Raw genomic sequence first — 18,973 nt, forward strand, 5'->3', positions numbered from 1 at the left:
CGGAGTCCTGAGAACGGGGCGTCGGGGTCGGGTGTGGTCCGTTCGTCCCCGACTCAGGAGATGTCCGGTGTGTCGGGCTCGTGTGGGTGGCGACGCGCGGCGGAGTCCTGAGAACGGGGCGTCGGGGTCGGGTGTGGTCCGTTCGTCCCCGACTCAGGAGATGTCCGGTGTGTCGGGCTCGTGTGGGTGGCGACGCGCGGCGGAGTCCTGAGAACGGGGCGTCGGGGTCGGGTGTGGTCCGTTCGTCCCCAACTCAGGAGATGTCCGGTGTGTCGGGCTCGTGTGGGTGGCGACACGCGACGGAGTCCTGAGAACGGGATGGTCGGTCGAACGGAGAGAGCCCCGGGTGGCGATTGCTGCCCGGGGCTCTGTGCATGGTGGTCGGCTGGGGTCCGCATGGGCGGAAGACGCCGGCGGCCGGTCAGGGCTCGCTGCGAGGGCCGCGACCGAAGCGACCACGCGGGCCGTGCTCGTGCGCCGTGTGCTCGTCCCGGCCGAAGGCTCGGGCGATGCTCTCGAGGCTGGCGAGCGTCGTCGCGAGGTCCTCGGGTGAGACGGCGTCGGCGACGGTCTGGCGGACCGCGTCGACCTTGGTGCGGAGCGCGTCGTGCGCCGCGCGACCGGTATCGGTCAGGGTGATGCCGTCGGTGTCGACGATGAGCCAGCCGCGAGCGGCGAAGTCCATGACGATGTCCGCGGTCGATCGACGAGGACCGCGGTGGTGGCCGTGGCCAGGACCGAACGGTGCGCCGCCGGGTCGGTGATCACGACCGAAGCCGGGACCGTACTCGTGGCCGCGCCCGAAGGCCCGATCGTGAGCGGGGCGGCCGTGCTCGTGGTCGCCCGGACGCTCGGCGGACACGGTGTCCGCGGTCGTCTCGGCGGTGCGCTCGGGGTGACCGAAGCCGCGACCGGGGCCGAACCCGCCGCGGCGGTCGAACCGTTCGGGGCCGCGCGGTCCGCGGCGGTGTGGCGGGAGCGCGGCGTCGATCTCCTCGACGCTCGACGCGCCGGAGGCGATGAGCTCGAGGGTGCGCCAGCTGCGGCGGCCGAGGCCGTTGTCGGCGAGCACCTCGTGCATCGAGTGCTTGACCGCGTGGTCGACGGTGCGGAGCCAGAAGCCGAGCGGGCGCTCGGCGGTCGGGCTGGTGGAATGCTCTGGGGAAGTCGTGTGGGTGTTCATGGGTGGTCTCCTTATTTGCATGCTCTATTACATGTAAATGTATAATGACATGTATGTCCGACGATCGTCAAGCGCAGCCCAGCGAACCCACAGCAACCGACCCGGTGGAGATGATCGAGCGGGCCCTCGTCCAGATCCGACGGGACCAGTCAGGCCGTCGGTTCGGCGGACGTGGTGGGCGCGGAGGGCCCGGTCATCACCACCACGATGAGCACGGGGACGGTCATCGGCACGACGTCGACGGCGGCGCTGAGGACGAACGTGGACGTGGGCGCGGTCCGGGCTTCGGGCCCGGCTTCGGTGGGCCCTGGGGTCCTGGCGGTGGTGCCCGTCACCCGCGCGAGCAGGCGATCGCCCAGGCGGCCCGGTTCCGGATGCTGGACGCGCTCGCTCGTGACGATGCGCCCGGTGGCATGGGGATCAGTGCGCTCGCGGAGTCGATCGGCGTCGACCAGCCGCGGGCGAGTCGGCTCGTGGCCGAAGCGACGAAGCGCGGCGAGGTCGCTCGCGCGGTCGACCCGAACGACGGTCGACGCAGCGTGGTGCAGCTGAGCGCTGCCGGCCGCGCGGTCCTGCAGGAGGCGCACCGGGGTCGACGCGACGCGGTCACGACCGCGCTCTCTGGGTTCACGCCGGAGGAGGCGGCGCAGTTCGCCGCCTTCCTCGAGCGCTTCGTCGCCGCGTGGCCGCGCCCCGACACCGACCGGTAGCTCGCCCGCCTGATCCTCGACTCCGGGTTCGCAATTCAGGGGCGTCCCGGTGAGTCGAGCTGGATCATCCCCTCGGTGGCCGGACGCGCCGGCGTGCGCCTGAGTTCTGCACAATCGGACCCGTCCGGTCCATGCGGTTCGCAATTCAGGAGGAGTCAGGCGTGTCGACCTTGGGGATGACGGTCTCGGGGCAGAACCGCCGGGGCGCTCCTGAGTTGTGAACCGTGAGGCGGCATCGGGACCCCGCCCTCGCTACTCGGGGCGGAGACGGAGCTCCTGCATCCCGCCGTCGACGGCGATCGAGGTGCCGGTCGTCGAGCCTGATCGCGGGCTCGCCAGGTAGGCGACGGCACCGGCGACCTCGGTCGCGGCGACGAGCCGGCCGTGCGGCTGGCGTGCCTCGAGCGCGGCGCGCTCCGCAGCCGGGTCTGGCGCGCTGTCGAGCAGTCGGCCCACCCACGGGGTGTCGGCCGTGCCCGGGTTCACACAGTTGACCCGGACGCCTTCGCGCAGGTGGTCGGCGGCCATCGCGCGCGTCAAGGACAGCACGGCCCCCTTCGTCGCCGTGTAGAGCGCGCGCTGGGGGAGTCCCGCCGTCGCGGCGATCGACGCGGTGTTCACGATCGCGGCCGACGGCGACTCGCGCAGGTGTGGGAGGGCCGCGCGCGTCACGCGAGCCATGCCGACGACGTTGATGTCGAAGACGCGGTGCCACTCGTCGTCGTCGTTCGACTCGACGGTGCCCTGCGCACCGATACCGGCGTTGTTCACGACGATGTCGAGGCGGCCGAACCGTGCCACGACGGCGTCGATCGCCGCGCGTACCGACGCATCGTCGGCGACGTTCGCCCGCACCGACAGGCGGGTGGCGGAGTCCTCGTCGGGTGAGGGGTTCAGATCGAGGATCGCGACGCTCGCACCATCGGCGGCGAGGCGTTCGACGATGGCGGCGCCGATCCCCGAAGCGCCGCCGGTGACGATCGCGACGAGTCCGTCGAACTCGCCGGTGTCTCCGGCGCTCATGCGCGGGCTCCGAGTGCCTCGGCCGGCTTGGCAGACGGCGCGATTCCAGGGACCGGGTCGACGAACCGCTGTCGCTGGCGGCCGAGGCCCTCGATCTCGACCTCGCAGACGTCGCCCGGTGCGAGGTAGGGGAACCGGCCGGAGAGCGCGACGCCCTCGGGTGTGCCGGTCAGGACGAGGTCGCCGGGTTCGAGCTGCAGGTATTGGCTCAGATGCCAGATGACCGTGGCGACGTCGAAGATGAGGTCGGCCGTGCTCGAGTCCTGACGCGGTTCGCCGTTGACCCAGCTGCGGAGTCGCAGCGCGCTGGCATCGACCTCGTCCGGCGTCACGAGCCACGGGCCGGTCGGGTTGAAGCCCGGAGCGCACTTGCCCTTCGACCACTGACCACCACTCGCCGCCATCTGGAAGTCGCGCTCCGACACGTCGTTCGCGGTGACGAAGCCGGCGATGTGGCCGAGGGCGTCCTCGGGGCTGTCGAGGTAGGAGGTGCGCTCGCCGATGACGACGCCCAGCTCGACCTCCCAGTCGGTCTTCGTGCTGCCTCGCGGGATGCGGACGTCGTCATTCGGTCCGACGACCGTGTTGGGCGTCTTCAGGAACATGATCGGGATCTCGGGCGGAGCGGATCCGGACTCCGCCGCATGCGCCGCGTAGTTCATCCCGATGCAGACGACCGCGCTCGGCCGGGCGATCGGCGCGCCGATCCGGAGCTCGTCGGCGCCGTCGAGGACGGGGAGCGCACCCGACTCGAGGGCGGCGCGGACACGGGCGACGCCGCCGCCGGCGAGGAACGCTCCGTCGATGTCGGGGGTGATCGATCGGAGGTCGTAGGCGGTGTCGCCCATGAACACGACGGGGGTCTCCCCGTCCACGGGGCCGAGTCTGGCGAAGCGCATGCTGGTCCTTCCGGTTCCGCCGGTGCCCGCGTGCGGACCCGGCTCCGTAGCCGATAACGTCTGAACTCTACCCTCCAAGTCGACCGCCGCAACAGGTCTTTTCGGCTGGAATGAGCGCATTGACAGCCCAGACATCGGATGTCTAAGCTCGGTGGCACCAGCCCGAAGGAGCATGCCGACGTGAGTACCATCATCGGATTCGAGACGCACGACGTCCGGTTCCCGACCTCCACCACCCTCGACGGTTCGGACGCCATGAACCCCGACCCCGACTACTCCGCCGCCTACCTGCGGCTGGTGACGGACGCGGACGACGGCCACGAGGGCCACGGCTTCGTCTTCACGATCGGACGCGGCAACGACGTCGAGGTCGCTGCCATCCACGCCCTCCGCGAGCACCTCATCGGTCGCGAGGTCGAGCCCGTGCTCGACGCCCTCGGAGCCTTCTGGCGCGAACTCGTCTACGACTCCCAGCTCCGTTGGCTCGGTCCCGAGAAGGGCGTCATGCACATGGCGATCGGCGCCGTCGTCAACGCGCTCTGGGACCTCAAGGCCAAACGTGCCGGCCTGCCGCTCTGGCGGCTGCTCGCCACGATGACGCCGGAGGAGCTCGTCGAGCTCGTCGACTTCCGCTACCTGAGCGACGTCCTCACCCCGGACGACGCCCTCGCGATCCTCCGTCGCGCCGAACCGGGACGGGAGGACCGGATCGAGGCCCTGCTCGCAGCCGGGTACCCCGCCTACACGACCACGCCCGGGTGGCTCGGCTACTCCGACGAGAAGCTCGACCGTCTGTGTCGCGAAGCGGTCGCGGACGGGTTCGCGCAGGTCAAACTCAAGGTCGGCGGAAATGTGGAGGACGACGTCCGTCGCCTCGCCATCGCCCGGAACGCGGTGGGACCCGACATCCGGATCGCGGTCGACGCCAATCAGCGTTGGGACGTCGCGGAGGCGATCGACTGGATGTCCCGACTCGCCCCCTACGACATCGCCTGGATCGAGGAGCCGACGAGCCCCGACGACATCCTCGGCCACGCGGCGATCGCGCGCGGCGTCGCCCCGATCCCGGTCGCGACCGGCGAGCACATGGCCAACCGCATCATGTTCAAGCAGTTCCTGCAGGCCGACGCCCTCCAGGTGCTCCAGATCGACTCCACGCGGGTCGCCGGCGTGAACGAGAACATCACGATCCTGCTCCTGGCCGCGAAGTTCGGTGTCCCGGTCTGCCCGCACGCCGGCGGTGTCGGGCTGTGCGAAGCGGTGCAGCACCTCTCGATGTTCGACTTCATCGCCGTGTCCGGGAGCGAGGATGGACGCATGATCGAATTCGTCGACCACCTGCACGAGCACTTCGTCCAGCCCGTCGAGATCGTCGCCGGGCGGTACCGCGCGCCGCTCGCCCCCGGCGGCGGTTCGGAGATGCTCGCGACGTCGATCGCCGAGTTCACCTTCCGGGGCGCCGGTGCCTGACCTGCTCGTCCCGCGGCTCGCGTACGGCGCCGCCAACCTCGGCAACCTCTACCGCGAGCTCAGCGATGAGGAGGCCTGGGCGATCCTCGATGCGGCCTGGGAACACGGCGTCCGCTTCTACGACACGGCTCCGCACTACGGCCTCGGTCTCTCCGAGCGTCGGCTCGGCGCCTTCCTGCGGACGAAGCCCCGCGACGAGTACGTCCTGTCCACCAAGGTCGGCCGTCTCCTCGTGCCGAACCCCGCGGGGGAGGGGGCGCTCGACACCGACAACGACTTCGTCGTCCCGGCCTCCGTGCGGCGCGAGTGGGATGCGAGCGAGGCCGGCGTGCGGCGCTCGCTCGACGAGTCCCTCGAACGACTCGGACTCGACCACGTCGACGTGCTCTACCTCCACGACCCCGAACGCAACGATCCGGAGTCCGGGATCTCCGAGGGGATACCGGCGCTCGCCGCACTCCGCGACGAAGGACTCGTCGGCGCGGTCGGGATCGGATCGATGGACGTCGCGTCCCTGCTCGCCGCGGTGCGCACGGGCCTGACCGACCTCATCATGATCGCCGGACGGTACACGCTCGCCGAGCAACCGGCGGCCGACGAGCTGCTGCCCGCCTGTCTGGAACACGGCGTCGGGGTGGTCGCCGCCTCGGTGTTCAACTCGGGCCTGCTGGCCCGCGCCGTGCCGGACCCGGATGGCCGCTATGAGTACGGTGCCGTCCCGCCGGAGGTCTTCGACCGCGCCGTCGACATCGCCGAGATCTGCCGTCGGTTCGACGTCGAACTGCCCGCAGCCGCCCTCCAGTTCCCGCTCCGCCACCCTGCCGTGCGGACGGTCGCGGTCGGCGCCTCGCGGCCGGAGCAGATCATCCAGAACGTGGAGCGCTTCGAGGCACCGATCCCCGAGACCTTCTGGACGGAGCTGCGCACCAGAGGGCTGCTCGGCTGATGCGGACGATCGACGCGCACCTCCATCTGTGGAATCGCGCCGACGGGTATCACTGGCTCGCTTCGGCCGACGAGTCGCTTCGCGATGACTTCACGCCGGAGCGTGCGGCCGCAGAGCTGCAGACGGCCGGCGTCGATGCGGCGATCCTCGTCCAGGCCGACGACACCGAGCTCGACACGATGTCCATGCTCAGTGCATCGGACGCTTTCGATTGGGTGGCCGGCGTCGTCGGCTGGGTGCCGATCGACGATGCGAAGCGGGCCGAGGTGCTGCTCGACCGTTGGGGCGCGCACCCACGGTTCCGCGGCGTTCGTCAGCTGCTGCACGACGATCCCCGGGACGGCCTGCTCCTGGCCGCGCCCGCGCGCCGGTTGGCGGCGGTCCTCGCGGACCGCGGGCTTCCGCTCGACCTCCCGAACGCCTTCCCTCGGCTACTTCGCGACGCCACCGGACTCGCGCGGCTGGAGGAGGGGCTGACGATCGTCGTCGACCACCTCGCGAAGCCGCCGCGCGACGACGAGGCCTTCGAACGCTGGGCGACCGAGCTGGCCGCGGCGGCGGAGCCACCGAACGTGGTCGCGAAGGTGTCCGGCCTCAACCGTGCCGGTCGGCCGTTCGTGGCGGCCGACGTGCGTCGGGCCTGGGACACCGCGCTCGCCTGCTTCGGGCCCGAGCGGTTGATGCTCGGCAGTGACTGGCCGATGACCGTCACGAGCGGCGGGTACGGTGCGGTCTGGCACGAGCTGTCCGGTCTCGTCGACGAATTGTCGCCGTCGGAACGCGATGCACTCCGTGGCGGGACGGCGACGCGCGTCTACCGGCTCGACCCCCGCGGGCCGTCGGCGACGACGGACTGACATGATCGGGCAGACGGATGGACACGGAACCATGACGAGGAGGTCACCATGCTGACAGGGATCGACCCGGTGCTGAGCGGCGAACTGCTGCTGCATCTGGACGCGATGGGGCATTCGGACACGGTGGTGATCGCCGACGCGCACTTCCCGGCCGCTCGACTCGGCGAACGCGTCGTCGTGCTCCCGACGCTGTCGACGCCGGAGGTCCTCCGGGCGGTGCGCACGGTGATCCCGCTCGACGACGAACCCGTGCTCGACCTCATGACGAGTGCCGACGGCACGGTGCTCGACGTCCAGCGGGAACTCATCGCCGCCGCCGGCACGACCGAGGACGCCGTGCGTTTCGTCGACCGGTTCGCCTACTACGACGAGGCCGCCACAGCCTTCCTCATCATCCGCACGGGCGAGACCAGGACCTACGGGAACGTCACGCTGCGGAAGGGCCTCGTGACGCGCACGGCGTGAAGCGGTTCGGTGCGGTCACCAGCAGAGCGCGACGATCGCGACGCCGACCACACCGTAGACACCGGCCTGGACCTGCCGCCGGCGGTCCTTCGGCGCGACCGCGGTCTCGACCGTCGCCCCGTGCTCGTCGAGTGAGCGCTTCGGTTTGGGTGCGTGCCACGGGAGTGACCGCCAGCGCAGGGCGGCTCCGGCGAGTCCGAAGCCGACGATCGCGACGGCGATGACCCACGCCCAGGACCAGACGCCGACCGGCGCGGCGAGGGCGCGCACGAGGGCGAGGATCACGATGCTGTCGACCGCGTCGGCGACCAGCCGGTAGCGCTCGGTCGCCGCCCAGCGTCCCGTACTCCACGCATGCGCGACCTGGAGGGCGAGGAACCAGGCGATGACGAGGGCGACGACGGCGGGTATGAGGATCTCGATCATCGTGCTGCTCCGATCTGCTCGAGGAGGGCGACACCGGCCGCATCGACCGACTCCTGGGTCGCCGAGACGAGGACCACCGTGGTGCCGGTCGCCGGGACGACGCCGACGAAGGAGGCGAAGCCGCCCGTGGCGCCGTTGTGCCAGACGAGGTCCTCACCGTCGATCGCCTTCCGATCGGTGATCCAGGCCCAGCCGATCTCGCGATCGCCGAACGCCGTCTGTGGGGCGAGCGCCCCGATGCCCGGCGCGCTGCCGTCGGCCAGTCGTTCCGCGAAGCGGGCGAGATCCGCCGTGTCCGAGCGGATGCCACCGGCAGGCCCGATCGCCGTGCCGGTCCATGCTGCGGCGGTCCGTCCGCCGGCGGTCTCACCGAGGAGGTCGCGGTCGCCGAGCTCTGCTGCATCGCTCACGGGGCTGGTCGAGTCGAGTCCCATCGGACCGGTGATCCGCTCCTCGAGGAGGTCGGCGTAGCTGGTGCCGGCGGCCGAGCCGAGGGCGGCGCCGAGCAGTTCGAAGCCGAGGTTGGAGTAGGTGCCCTTCGGGGTGTCGAGGGACGCGGACCGCGCCTGTTCGAGCAGCTTCTCGAGGTCCTCTCCGTACGGGTTCGCCGTCGTGAGTGCGAACCACGCTGAGGAGAGGATCGTCGAGAGATCCATCGGCAGGCGTGGCAGACCGGAGGTGTGGGTGGCGAGCTGCTCGAGGGTGACGTCCGCCGCGGGTGCGTCGCCCAGTTCGAGGAGGTCACCGAGCCTGGTGTCCGGGGTGACCTCGCCACGCTCGATCGCGTCGGCGAGCAACAGTCCCGTGAAGGCCTTGCTCACCGACCCGATCTCGAACCGGGCGTCCGGCTGGGCGCCGATCGTCGCGGTGCGGGTGCCGTCCGGGGTGACGACGACGGCCAGCACGGCCTTGCGGTCGGGGCCGGCGAGTTCGCGGACGGTCGCCGCGAGTTCGGCGTCGCCGGCGGCCTCCGCGGGAAGCGTCGAGGGTCCTGGTCGGAATACGAGTCCAGCCGCGAGGGCGACAGCGGTGCTGATGGCGGCGATGACCCAGACCCGTCTGGGTCGGGACGTGCTGCGTGGTGTGGCGGTCATGCGGGGTCCTTCCTGGGGTCGGTGGTCATTCCATGGCGGCGACGGCGACGAGCAGCGGGACGAGTCGCATGGGTGGGACCGCGACCCGTCCGCGGCCGGCGGGTTGCAGCCAGCCGGCGGCCGTCAGGACGCGGACGTGGTGGTAGACCTGGCCGGTCGTCCCGATGCCGTCGAGTTCGCCGAGGTCCGCGAGTGCGGAGGTGCCGTTGGCGACGGCCAGGAGCAGCTGCAGCCGGACGGGGGAGCCGATGGCCGCGAGCCGCGATGCCGCGGTCGCGAGTGGGCCGGAGCCTGCTGATTCCACGGCGTCGGGGTCGTCGCCGAGCGCGACGAGGTCGTCGGTCGCTCTGGCGTACTGCCACTGCACGGGTCCGCCGCCGGCGACGACCGATCCGGTGAAGAGGACCGCCCCGTGCTCGAGCTCGGTCGTGCGCTGTTCGAGCCCGTGGAGCGCCCAGAAGGTGTCATCGGAATCGCCTGTCGCGGCTGCGGACGGAGCGTCATCCGGTCGCTCGGTGGTCGTGTCGTCGTCGGCCGGTCGGGCGAACACGGCGGCTTCGAGGCGCGCGAGACGTGCCTCGAGATCGCCGGGGTCGATGGTCGTCATGACCCAAGTGTACAAATATCGTAATTACGAAATCAAGCTGATGGACCCTTCGGTCGGCTCACCGGAGCCGTGCATCAGGCCCGCGAGCTGAGCCGCCCCTGCTTCGCGTGCACCGGGATCAGCAGTCCGAGGCCGATGAGCAGCACGAGCACGATCCCGAGGATCCCCCAGAACTGCGCCCCGCCAAGCGTGACGAACAGTGCGAAGGCGGTCGGTGCGAGGAAGGACACGGCGCGGCCGGTCGTGGCGTAGAGGCCGAAGACCTCACCCTCGCGGCCCTCGGGGATGATGCGCGCCAGGAACGAGCGGCTCGCCGACTGTGCAGGGCCGACGAACAGGCACAGCATGAGCCCGAAGATCCAGAAGATCGTCGCGCCGCCCTCGTGGAGGAAGAACACGGCGCTTCCCGCGACGACGAGGCCGATGAGCGACGCGACGATGACGGGTTTCGGCCCCACCTTGTCGTCGAGCAGGCCGATCGTGATCGTCGCGATCCCGGCGACGACGTTGGCGGCGATCGCGAAGATGATCACCTCGCCGGGTGAGAAGCCGAAGGTCCCTGCGGCCAGGACGCCACCGAAGGTGAAGACGCCGGCGAGCCCGTCGCGGAACACGGCGCTCGCGAGCAGGAAGTAGAGCGTCTGTCGGCTGTCGCGCCAGAGTTCCGCGATGCTCTTGGCGAGGACGCCGTAGGAGGCGAAGAACCCGACGTGCGGCCGGGCGACGGCCTGTGGTGCGTGGTACTCGGGCACCGCGAACAGCACGGGCAGGGCGAAGATCCCGAACCACGCCGCGGACACGAGCATCGCGACGCGGACGTCCATGCCGTCATCGCCGGTGACGCCGAAGAGTCCGACCTCGGGGGAGATGAAGCCGAAGTACACGATGAGCAGCAGCACGATGCCGCCGATGTACCCCATGCCCCAGCCGAGACCGGAGACCTTGCCGATGGAGGTGGGCGTCGACACCTGGGCGAGCATCGCGTTGTAGTTGACGCCGGCGAACTCGAACACGATGTTGCCGACCGCGAGGAGGACGAGGCCCAGCCAGAGGAAGTCCGGATCGGGGGCGACGAAGAAGAGGAGCGCGGTGACCGCGACGACGACGTAGGTGTTGAAGCCGAGCCAGAACTTCCGTCGACCGGCGGAGTCCGACCGCTGGCCGACGACCGGCGCGAGGATCGCGATCAGCAGCCCGGCGGCCGCGAGCGCCCACCCGAGCGACGCCGACACCGCGGCCTCCTCGCCGAAGGAGTCGCTCGTCAGATAGACGGTGAACACGAAGGTGGTGACGACCGCGTTGAACGACGCCGAGCCCCAGTCCCACAGGCTCCACGCGAAGATGCGACCCTTCCGGCCCGCCTGCGCCTTCACTGCGGCGACCTGCGAGGTGTCGAGGTCGACGGTGGCCGCTGCGGCGTCGGGGGTGACGAGCGGTGGTGGCGGGAAGTTGCGGGGCCGGGATCCGAGACGCGGGGCCTCGTCGCCGTGCCCGCCTGTCCGGCCGGTGTCGTCGGTGCCACCTGGGGGAGTCGTGCTCATGCACTGAGGCTAGTGCCGCGTGGTGAACGGGCGGTAGCGCGGAGAGAGGCCCTTGCGGTCGACCATCTTAAACTCTACATTTGAAATATCAAACAAGGGAGGGCGCTTCGTGGACCAGCGGTATTTCCAGTTCAGTCATCCGGAGCTGCCCTTCTACTCGTCTGCGAAGGCGCAGCAGCGCGGCGACGGGTTCCAGCCACAAGGTATCCCCAACGACTGGCGGCGCTTCCGGCAAAACGGCTGGGAGATGTGCGCTCCACCAGACGTGGACCTACCCGTTCAGGGTTGGAAGATTCACGTCTCCGCGACTCCTGACGCGGCCGCTGAGACGCTGCAGGCCACAGTTGACGTATGTGTGGCGATGAGCGCGTCGTTCAAGTTCGTTCCGACCCGCGACGGTCTCGTGGCACGAAACTCGAAGAGCGCCGACAGGGCTGCGAGCGGAAAGTTCGTGACTGTCTATCCGTGCGATGCTCATCAACTGGATCGCCTGATTGACACCCTCTCCGCATGTCTCAGTGGTCGGCCAGGACCATTCATCCTGAGCGATGTGAGAGTCGGCGACGGTCCGCTGTATCTCCGCTACGGCGGATTCATGCCCCTGATGGTCCCAGATGCAACCGATGAGCCCGTGCTTTCTCTCGTCGGCGATGGGTTCCGACTGATCGCCGACCTTCGCGTGCCGTACTTCGACATGCCTGCCGAGGTTCAAATGACGGACAAAGTACGACACGCCATCAAGATCTTCCGTGAGGTGCCTGCCGAGCAGTCACCTCTCGATGACTATGACTTGCTCACCCCGCTGAAGTTCTCGAACAGCGGAGGAGTCTACGAGGCATCGTCAGGTGGAGGGGCCGTCCGCTCGATCGTGAAAGAAGCAAGGCCTCTTGCTGGCCTAGACGCGCGCGGACGCGATGCAGTCGAACGGCTCAATGTCGAGGGTGAAACGCTGTCGCACGTGGCACATCTTGAGATTGCTCCGCGGCCCATCCGGATGTTCACCGCTTGGGAACACCGCTTTCTCGAGATGGAGCACGTCCCCGGGGAGCCGCTGAGTGCATGGGGGGCGAAAAACTATCCATTCAGTCGGGAACGCCTGGCCAGTGATGAGCAGTCCCGCTTCGTCGATTGTGTGGATCGCATCATGAGTTCGATCGAACGGTGCGTTGCGATGCTTCATCAGCAGGGAGCGGTTGCTGGTGATCTGCACCCCGGCAACGTCCTTGTGCTTGCCGACCTGTCGGTTCGCCTCATCGACCTCGAAGACGGACGGCAACCGAATAGTCGAACGCGGTCGAGCTTCAACGCGCTGGGTTACGCTCCGCCGGACGGGTACACCGCTGCAGAAGCTGACTGGTTCGCAGTGTCACGTATCGCCGCGTCCCTCTTCCAGGTCAACAGGTCGATCGAGATACTCGCCCCAGGTCACTGGTACAGGACTATAGACATGGTCTCGGCGACGTTTGGCTCGAGGGCAGCGGAAATCATCCGTCGCGCTTGTGTCAAACTGCCGCGTGAATTGACGACTCAGGTCGAACTGACACCGGCCGAGTCGCCATCCGTGTGGGACGTTGAACGGCTGGGAGACCCAGTGACGCGTGATCGACTTGCTCAGGGTATTCTGGCGTCCCTCCGTGCAACGTCCGGCGCACTCTTTCCTGGCGATGTGGCCCAAGCCGACCCGTTCGGAACGGTGAACGTTGCGAACGGGGCTGCCGGAGTGTTGCTCTCCCTGGCGCGCGCGGATGTCGACATCACGTCAGACCTCACTGAATGGCTCGTCGCCGCGGCCGATACCTCACCTCCCGATACGAAACCCGGTTTGTTCAACGGCCTTGCGGGCGTCGCTGCAGCACTCAGCGAACTTGGTGCACACGATGCGGCGAAGCGCCATATCGATCGCTCATTGCAGGCGCGAGGCAGGACGCGTAGCCTCAACCTGTTCGGCGGACTCGCAGGGATCGGCCTGTCAGCCGTCGGCGCAGCGCTCGAGTATGAAGACTCGGAGTACTTCGAGATTGCGCTGGAGTGCGCCGCCCGCATTTCGGCACAGCTGTTCTCCGACGGTGAATCCAGCGCATCTGAGGCACTCGACCGTCGGGCAGGGCTGTTGTTCGGATGGTCGGGTATCTCCTTGTTCTTGTCCACGCTCGCGCGACACCACGATGACTTCGGCGCAATGCGACTCGCTATCCGAGCAGTCGAGCGCGACCTTTCTCGGACGCGTTCTTACGCTGATGACCTCGTGGGAATTGAGGACACGGAGAACGGGAGAACACTTCCGTATCTTGCCCGAGGCAGCGCGGGGGTTCTTGTGGCAATCGCGCAATTGCAGGACCGGGTCGACCTCGGTGACGACGTCTCGCTTGTGACAGCGGGACTGCGACGCGCCTGCGCGAGCCACACGTACGCGTTCTCTGGTCTCTTCAACGGCCGTGCGGGGATACTCGCAGCGCTCGCGGCTGATCGCGCTCCGATCGCTACTGACGGCGCTGAATTCCAACGAAGCGCTCTCGCTCACGACGCCTTGTGTTGGAGACGATCGGTGCAGTTTCCCGGAGAGAACTACCTCCGATTGTCCAGCGACTTGGCGACTGGAAGTGCAGGTATCCTCGCCGCGCTCACAGCACAACGTCAAAGAGACCTGTCCTGGCTGCCGCTGATGCAGCAGCCCGGGCTGTTCGAGCGAGCGCAGGGTTCGCTCGGTCTTGATCGGAGAGGAGGTGATGAACATGAACAAGGTTCTCGACCTTCAGCGCCGTGATGCGCATCGCGGCATCGGAACGCTAGGCAGCAACTGGAGCTGGTGGGCCTGCGGCGAAAACCAGCCGGAGAGTTCGGCCAGCCTGTTCGCGTGCGCGGGCGGCTGATGAGGGGGGGGGCTGCTGCGCACACGAGGACATCGAGCGCAGCAGCCCCGATGCTCACGACCGACCTGAGCTGGTGGAGACACCGTGCCTGAACGACGAAAGACACTGCAACGATGAGCCTTGAAGCACGCGATCTCTCCTTCAGCTATTCGCTGCATCGCCGCGACCCGGTCCACGTGTTGCGGGGGGTGAGTCTTTCTGTAGCCGCCGGTGAGTCGTTGGCGGTCGTCGGGCCCTCGGGATCCGGGAAGTCGACACTCCTGCACTGCCTATCTGGTCTCCGAGCTCCGACACGTGGAAGCGTCGTGGCGTTGGGGACGGAGCTGTCATCCCTGACCGAATGGGGTCGTTCCCGATTCCGGCGGCGGTCCGTCGGCTTCGTGTTCCAGGACTACAACCTGATCCCCTCCATCAACGCGCGGGACAACCTCGCGTTGCCCGCGCTCTTCGCCGGTCGCGCAGCCGGGCGTCAGGCGGTCGCAGATGTCGCCGCAGATATCGGACTGTCGTCGCGCCTCCGGCATCGCCCGGACGAGCTGTCAGGCGGTGAACGGCAGCGCGTCGCGATCGGCCGGGTGTTGCTGTCGCAGGCTGAATTGGTCTTCGCCGACGAACCCACCGGTGCACTTGACACGTCGTCAGGACGGGTCGTGCTCGACCTCCTGTTCGGATCGCTCGGTCCCGAACGCACGATGGTGATGGTGACCCATGACCTCGACGCTGCTGCGCGTGCGGATCGTGTGCTGGTCCTCTGTGACGGTTCCGTCCACGCTGAGCTGACGTCCGCCACCCCGGAGGCGCTCTGGTCCGCCATCGAAACGGCCCGCGCGGACAGTGTCCATACGTCCGTGGGAGCATGACGATGGCCGGTCTCGTTCTCCGCACACTCCTGCATCAGTGGCGGGTGTGGATCTCCCTGCTCCTGTTCCTGGCACTCGCGAACGCGCTCCTTGTCAGCGTGGGAGTGCTCGTGGAGGCCGCCGGTCGGCTGCCCGTCCGGGAACAGCGCATCGTCCGGAATCTGAGCACGCCGATGTACGGGATGGCCTCGCTCGCGGTCTTCGTCATCACCTCGAGCGCGGTCTCCTTGGCGGTGCAACTCCAGCGTCGACCGTTCGCGACCTGGAAGCTCGCGGGGATGTCGTCAGTGCGGATCGCCGGCGTCCTTGTATCGCAGCTGATCGTGCTCGGGACCGTGGGCGGAGCGCTCGGGCTGCCACTGGCCCTATTGGTCGCACCGCGGTTCACCGGCTGGGTCCTGCAGGCCAACGCGGTCGCCGCGATCGTCGATGCCCCGGCGAGCACGCTGGTGCTCCTGTCGACCTGGGCACTGCTCATCGGCATCCTGTTGCTCGCCGGTCTGCAAGGTGCCGGCTCGATCCTCCGGGTACCGGCGGTCGACGCGGTCCTGAGCGCGGAAGTCGTCCGCCGTCGCCCGACCGCGTTCAGGCTCGCGCTCAGCCTGGTCATGTCGGCGGCGGTCCTCGCAGTGGCGGCCGGAATGGTCGGTACGGCGAGCGGCGACGTGTCCAGTCGGCTCGGTCTCCTAGTCGGCCTCGCGATGCTCCTGTCGTTGCTGATCATCCCGCTGATCGCGCTGCACGTCTCGCGGATCGCTGCGATGTTCCTCGCGGCGTGGACATGGATCGTCCCACGTCGATGGTCGACGGCTTGGTACCTCGCGCGTCGTGGCTGCGCCTTCCGCTTGGATCGTGTAGGCGTCTCCCTCGTTCCGCTCTACGTCGCGGTCGCCCTCGCGAATTCGATCTACACCGTGTTCGAGACCGCCGATTCCGCCAGGAGGGCGGCCGGGCTTGTGTCCGCCGGCGAGCACGGCATCAACCACTCCGGTGTCTGGACCATTCTCGGTCCGACGGTCGTCCTGGCGATCGCCGGCACCGCGACGGTCGTGGTGATGGCTGCTCGTGAGCGGGTGCACGAGCGGGCGCTGCTGGCTGTGGGCGGCGTCAGTCACCGCTCGATCGTCGGAGCCGGCGTCGTCGAAGCCTTCATGTATGCCGTGACCGCGACGTTCCTCGGGCTCCTGACGGCAGCGGCTGTCTCAGCGGTGGAGGCTGAGGCGTTCGGTCGCCTCGAAGAGGGGGCGCGCCCGGTGCTCGCCGTCGCGCCAGGCCTCGCGGTCGGCGCTGGAGGCTTCTGTGTGCTGGCTGCCGCCCTCGCTTTGCCCGCGGCGCTGGAGCATCGTCGAGCGGCGGTGGACAGGCTCCCTCGCTGAAGGTTCGCTGGGACGAGGATCGTTGCCGGGAATAGCTTCGGGCACCCCGCGTTGGACTTGAGCGTACGACACTCAAGTTTGAATCCAGGAGGTTCACGTGCCCGAAGACTTCACCCAGGGCGGCGCAGCAGCAGACGGCGGATCGTCGTCGTTCGACGACTTCCTCGCCCGATACCTCGAGGGCGAGCGGGCGCGTTCGGCGCGGACCATCGACCTCAGCCGCTTCCTCACCGCGCGGACGCAGGAGATCCTGCAGCGCGCCGGCCGGTTCGCGCTCGAGCGCGGCCAGAACGAGCTCGACGCGCTGCACATCCTGCGCGTCATCGTGAGCGAGGAGCCCGCGAAGGACGCCGTCGCGCGCCTCGGCGTCGACCCGAAGGTCATCGCCAAGGCCGCCGAGCAGCGCCTGCCGCAGGCGTCCTCGCCGAGCGTCAAGGACCCGGCCATCACGCCGTCGGCCCAGCGCGCGCTGTTCCACGCCTACCAGGTGGCCCGCGCCGCCGGGTCGACCTACGTCGACCCCGAGCACCTCTTCTTCGCGCTCGTCATCAACCAGGACTCGCCCGCCGGTGAGGTCCTCGCCCGCGCCGGCGTCACGGCGGAGGCGCTGACCCAGGGCATGCGCCAGACCGTCGGCGACCCCGGCGTCGCCACCGACGACCAGGACGACCGCGATGCGGACGACCTCGACTCGGACACCCCGATGATCGACCGCTTCGGCACCGACCTCACGGCGCTCGCCGCCGGCGGGTCGCTCGACCCCGTCATCGGACGTTCCGAGGAGATCGAGCAGACCATCGAGATCCTCTCCCGCCGCACGAAGAACAACCCCGTCCTCGTCGGCGAGGCCGGCGTCGGCAAGACGGCGGTCGTCGAGGGGCTCGCCCAGGCGATCGTCGACGGCGGCGTCCCGGAGCAGTTGCGCGGCAAGCGCGTCGTCTCACTCGACCTGCCGGCCATGGTCGCCGGAACCCGCTACCGCGGTGACTTCGAGGAGCGCCTCACCGGTCTGCTCGACGAGATCGCAGCCAACCGCTCCGAGCTGATCGTCTTCATCGACGAGGTCCACACCGTCGTCGGCGCCGGAGGTTCCGGCGAGGGCGGCATGGACGCCGGGAACATGCTCAAGCCGCGTCTCGCTCGCGGTGAGCTGCACCTCATCGGTGCGACCACGCTCCGTGAGTACCGCGGGATCGAGAAGGACCCGGCGCTCGAACGCCGCTTCCAGCCCGTGCGCGTCGGCGAGCCGTCGATCGAGGACGCCGTCCTCATCCTCGACGGTCTCCGTCCGGCGTACGAGGAGCACCACGACGTCCGCTTCACCGACGACGCCCTCCGCGCAGCCGTCGAGCTCTCGGCCCGCTACCTGCCCGACCGCGTCCTGCCAGACAAGGCCATCGACCTCGTCGACCAGGCCGGAGCCCGGCTGCGGTTGCGGCTCGGGAAGGCGGTCGACGTGAGCGCCCTCGTCGAGGAGCTCGCGACACTCGAGGTGTCGAAGAACGCCGCCGTGTCGGCCGAGCACTACGAGGAGGCCTCGCGCATCCGCGACGAGATCACCGCCGTCCAGGCGAAGCTCGACGCCGTCTCCAACGGACCCGGTGCCCGCACCGACCGTGACGCGATCGTCGACGAGGCCCAGATCGCCGGCGTCGTGTCCCGTGCCACCGGCATCCCGGTCAGTCGGCTCACGGAGGGTGAGCGGGAACGTCTCGCCGGCCTCGAGGACGAACTGCACGCTCGCGTCATCGGCCAGCACGACGCCGTGACCGCGGTCTCGAAGGCCGTCCGTCGCAACCGCACGGGCATGGGGGACGCGAACCGCCCTGTCGGCAGCTTCCTGTTCCTCGGCCCCACCGGCGTCGGCAAGACGGAACTCGCGAAGGCGCTCGCCGGATCCCTCTTCGCGGACGAGCACTCCGTGATCCGCTTCGACATGAGTGAGTTCGGCGAACGTCACACGGTGTCGCGACTCATCGGTGCCCCTCCCGGGTACGTCGGGTTCGACGAGGCGGGCCAGCTCACCGAGCGCGTGCGTCGGAACCCCTACTCGATCGTGCTGTTCGACGAGATCGAGAAGGCGCACCCGGACGTCTTCAACCTGCTCCTGCAGGTGCTCGACGACGGTCGCCTGACCGACGGTCAGGGGCGGACGATCGACTTCCGCAACACGGTCGTCGTCATGACGTCGAACCTCGGCTCCGAGTTCCTGGCCTCGCGGTCCGGAGCGATGGGCTTCGTGGCCGGTGGCGCCGACGACCCGACGGGCTTCGGCTCCGAGGAGGCGCTGCGTGCCCGGGTCATGGGCAAACTGCGCGAGGCCATGCGTCCGGAGTTCCTCAACCGCATCGATGAGGTCGTCCTCTTCCGCAAGCTCGACCAGCAGCAGCTGCAGGAGATCGTCGGACTGATGCTCGGCCGTACGACCGAGCGGTTGGCCGCACGCGGTGCGTCTCTCGAGACGACTCCGGAAGCGCTCACCCTCCTCGCGGAGCTCGGCTACGAGCCGGAGTACGGGGCGCGTCCCCTGCGTCGCCTCATCCAGCGTGAGGTCGACGACCGCATCGCCGAGCTCGTCGTGGGCGGCGGGGTCGGCGACGGCTCGACCGTGCACGTCGACGCGGTCGGCGGGAAGATCGTCGTCAC

Annotated in this window: 17 protein-coding genes; 10 read left to right on the forward strand and 7 right to left on the reverse strand. The window is 68.9% G+C overall.

From position 1 onward, the window contains the following. Positions 1-421: 421 nt before the first annotated feature. Positions 422-1,183, reverse strand: coding sequence for a hypothetical protein (locus RWN05_RS17765; RefSeq protein ID WP_314140566.1), 762 nt, complete (start codon positions 1,181-1,183; stop codon positions 422-424). Positions 1,184-1,236: 53 nt separating this feature from the next. Here RWN05_RS17765 and RWN05_RS17770 point away from each other — a divergent pair, with 53 nt between their 5' ends. Further along, positions 1,237-1,893 (forward strand): MarR family winged helix-turn-helix transcriptional regulator, encoded by a 657-nt coding sequence (locus RWN05_RS17770; RefSeq protein ID WP_314140567.1) that lies wholly within the window; start codon positions 1,237-1,239, stop codon positions 1,891-1,893. A gap of 252 nt (positions 1,894-2,145) precedes the next feature. On the opposite strand, the gene RWN05_RS17775 is transcribed toward RWN05_RS17770, so the two are convergent. Both RWN05_RS17775 and RWN05_RS17780 read right to left on the reverse strand, forming a co-directional pair. Beyond that, positions 2,146-2,916, reverse strand: a complete 771-nt coding sequence (locus RWN05_RS17775; protein ID WP_314140568.1) for an SDR family oxidoreductase — start codon at positions 2,914-2,916, stop codon at positions 2,146-2,148. Continuing rightward, positions 2,913-3,815, reverse strand: coding sequence for a fumarylacetoacetate hydrolase family protein (locus tag RWN05_RS17780; RefSeq protein WP_314140569.1), 903 nt, complete (start codon positions 3,813-3,815; stop codon positions 2,913-2,915). The genes RWN05_RS17775 and RWN05_RS17780 overlap by 4 nt, the downstream gene beginning before the upstream one ends. A gap of 180 nt (positions 3,816-3,995) precedes the next feature. On the opposite strand from RWN05_RS17780, the gene RWN05_RS17785 reads away from it, so the two are divergent. Genes RWN05_RS17785 through RWN05_RS17800 form a run of 4 tightly spaced genes read left to right on the forward strand, consistent with a single transcriptional unit; the run spans position 3,996 to position 7,553 of the window. Beyond that, entirely contained in the window at positions 3,996-5,285 is a 1,290-nt protein-coding gene (locus RWN05_RS17785; protein WP_314140570.1) for an L-fuconate dehydratase, read from the forward strand. Further along, a complete protein-coding gene (locus tag RWN05_RS17790) occupies positions 5,278-6,231 on the forward strand; it encodes an aldo/keto reductase (protein WP_314140571.1) in 954 nt (317 codons plus the stop codon). Before RWN05_RS17785 ends, RWN05_RS17790 begins: the two co-directional genes overlap by 8 nt. After that, complete coding sequence (locus RWN05_RS17795) at positions 6,231-7,088, forward strand: amidohydrolase family protein (protein WP_314140572.1); 858 nt, start codon at positions 6,231-6,233, stop codon at positions 7,086-7,088. Before RWN05_RS17790 ends, RWN05_RS17795 begins: the two co-directional genes overlap by 1 nt. Before the next feature lie 48 nt (positions 7,089-7,136). Then, positions 7,137-7,553: an RbsD/FucU family protein gene (locus tag RWN05_RS17800; RefSeq protein WP_064297148.1), complete on the forward strand. Its 417-nt coding sequence runs from the start codon at positions 7,137-7,139 to the stop codon at positions 7,551-7,553. 15 nt (positions 7,554-7,568) lie between these two features. Here the strand turns inward: RWN05_RS17800 and RWN05_RS17805 are convergent, their stop codons facing one another. The 4 genes from RWN05_RS17805 to RWN05_RS17820 form a co-directional block, all read right to left on the reverse strand. After that, positions 7,569-7,979, reverse strand: coding sequence for a hypothetical protein (locus tag RWN05_RS17805; protein ID WP_064297149.1), 411 nt, complete (start codon positions 7,977-7,979; stop codon positions 7,569-7,571). Next, on the reverse strand, positions 7,976-9,073 hold the full coding sequence (locus RWN05_RS17810; RefSeq protein ID WP_314140573.1) for a serine hydrolase domain-containing protein: 1,098 nt from the start codon (positions 9,071-9,073) through the stop codon (positions 7,976-7,978). The genes RWN05_RS17805 and RWN05_RS17810 overlap by 4 nt, the downstream gene beginning before the upstream one ends. Before the next feature lie 25 nt (positions 9,074-9,098). Then, a complete protein-coding gene (locus RWN05_RS17815) occupies positions 9,099-9,680 on the reverse strand; it encodes an ArsR family transcriptional regulator (protein WP_314140575.1) in 582 nt (193 codons plus the stop codon). A 74-nt stretch (positions 9,681-9,754) separates the two neighbouring features. Next, complete coding sequence (locus tag RWN05_RS17820; protein ID WP_314140576.1) at positions 9,755-11,221, reverse strand: MFS transporter; 1,467 nt, start codon at positions 11,219-11,221, stop codon at positions 9,755-9,757. Between the two features lie 109 nt (positions 11,222-11,330). On the opposite strand from RWN05_RS17820, the gene lanKC reads away from it, so the two are divergent. The 5 genes from lanKC to RWN05_RS17845 all read left to right on the forward strand — a co-directional run. After that, positions 11,331-13,985, forward strand: a complete 2,655-nt coding sequence (gene lanKC / locus RWN05_RS17825) for a class III lanthionine synthetase LanKC (RefSeq protein ID WP_079001260.1) — start codon at positions 11,331-11,333, stop codon at positions 13,983-13,985. Continuing rightward, positions 13,954-14,091, forward strand: a complete 138-nt coding sequence (locus RWN05_RS17830; protein ID WP_153303372.1) for a hypothetical protein — start codon at positions 13,954-13,956, stop codon at positions 14,089-14,091. The genes lanKC and RWN05_RS17830 overlap by 32 nt, the downstream gene beginning before the upstream one ends. 113 nt (positions 14,092-14,204) lie before the next feature. Further along, on the forward strand, positions 14,205-14,951 hold the full coding sequence (locus RWN05_RS17835; protein WP_079001262.1) for an ABC transporter ATP-binding protein: 747 nt from the start codon (positions 14,205-14,207) through the stop codon (positions 14,949-14,951). A 2-nt stretch (positions 14,952-14,953) separates the two neighbouring features. Beyond that, entirely contained in the window at positions 14,954-16,327 is a 1,374-nt protein-coding gene (locus tag RWN05_RS17840; protein WP_167620432.1) for an FtsX-like permease family protein, read from the forward strand. A gap of 97 nt (positions 16,328-16,424) precedes the next feature. Further along, positions 16,425-18,973: ATP-dependent Clp protease ATP-binding subunit (locus RWN05_RS17845; RefSeq protein WP_314140577.1), on the forward strand; the 2,549-nt coding region annotated here is incomplete at its 3' end.

This window comes from uncultured Plantibacter sp. (genome assembly GCF_963518075.1).
In the GTDB taxonomy this organism is placed as follows: Bacteria; Actinomycetota; Actinomycetes; order Actinomycetales; family Microbacteriaceae; genus Plantibacter; species Plantibacter flavus_A.

Bases quoted from the DNA above. Each gene is read 5' to 3' on its own strand.
- RWN05_RS17765 (WP_314140566.1), bottom strand. From the start codon at position 1,183: ATGAACACCCACACGACTTCCCCAGAGCATTCCACCAGCCCGACCGCC.
- RWN05_RS17770 (WP_314140567.1), top strand. From the start codon at position 1,237: ATGTCCGACGATCGTCAAGCGCAGCCCAGCGAACCCACAGCAACCGAC.
- RWN05_RS17775 (WP_314140568.1), bottom strand. From the start codon at position 2,916: ATGAGCGCCGGAGACACCGGCGAGTTCGACGGACTCGTCGCGATCGTC.
- RWN05_RS17780 (WP_314140569.1), bottom strand. From the start codon at position 3,815: ATGCGCTTCGCCAGACTCGGCCCCGTGGACGGGGAGACCCCCGTCGTG.
- RWN05_RS17795 (WP_314140572.1), top strand. From the start codon at position 6,231: ATGCGGACGATCGACGCGCACCTCCATCTGTGGAATCGCGCCGACGGG.
- RWN05_RS17800 (WP_064297148.1), top strand. From the start codon at position 7,137: ATGCTGACAGGGATCGACCCGGTGCTGAGCGGCGAACTGCTGCTGCAT.
- RWN05_RS17805 (WP_064297149.1), bottom strand. From the start codon at position 7,979: ATGATCGAGATCCTCATACCCGCCGTCGTCGCCCTCGTCATCGCCTGG.
- RWN05_RS17810 (WP_314140573.1), bottom strand. From the start codon at position 9,073: ATGACCGCCACACCACGCAGCACGTCCCGACCCAGACGGGTCTGGGTC.
- RWN05_RS17815 (WP_314140575.1), bottom strand. From the start codon at position 9,680: ATGACGACCATCGACCCCGGCGATCTCGAGGCACGTCTCGCGCGCCTC.
- RWN05_RS17820 (WP_314140576.1), bottom strand. From the start codon at position 11,221: ATGAGCACGACTCCCCCAGGTGGCACCGACGACACCGGCCGGACAGGC.
- RWN05_RS17830 (WP_153303372.1), top strand. From the start codon at position 13,954: ATGAACAAGGTTCTCGACCTTCAGCGCCGTGATGCGCATCGCGGCATC.
- RWN05_RS17835 (WP_079001262.1), top strand. From the start codon at position 14,205: ATGAGCCTTGAAGCACGCGATCTCTCCTTCAGCTATTCGCTGCATCGC.
- RWN05_RS17840 (WP_167620432.1), top strand. From the start codon at position 14,954: ATGGCCGGTCTCGTTCTCCGCACACTCCTGCATCAGTGGCGGGTGTGG.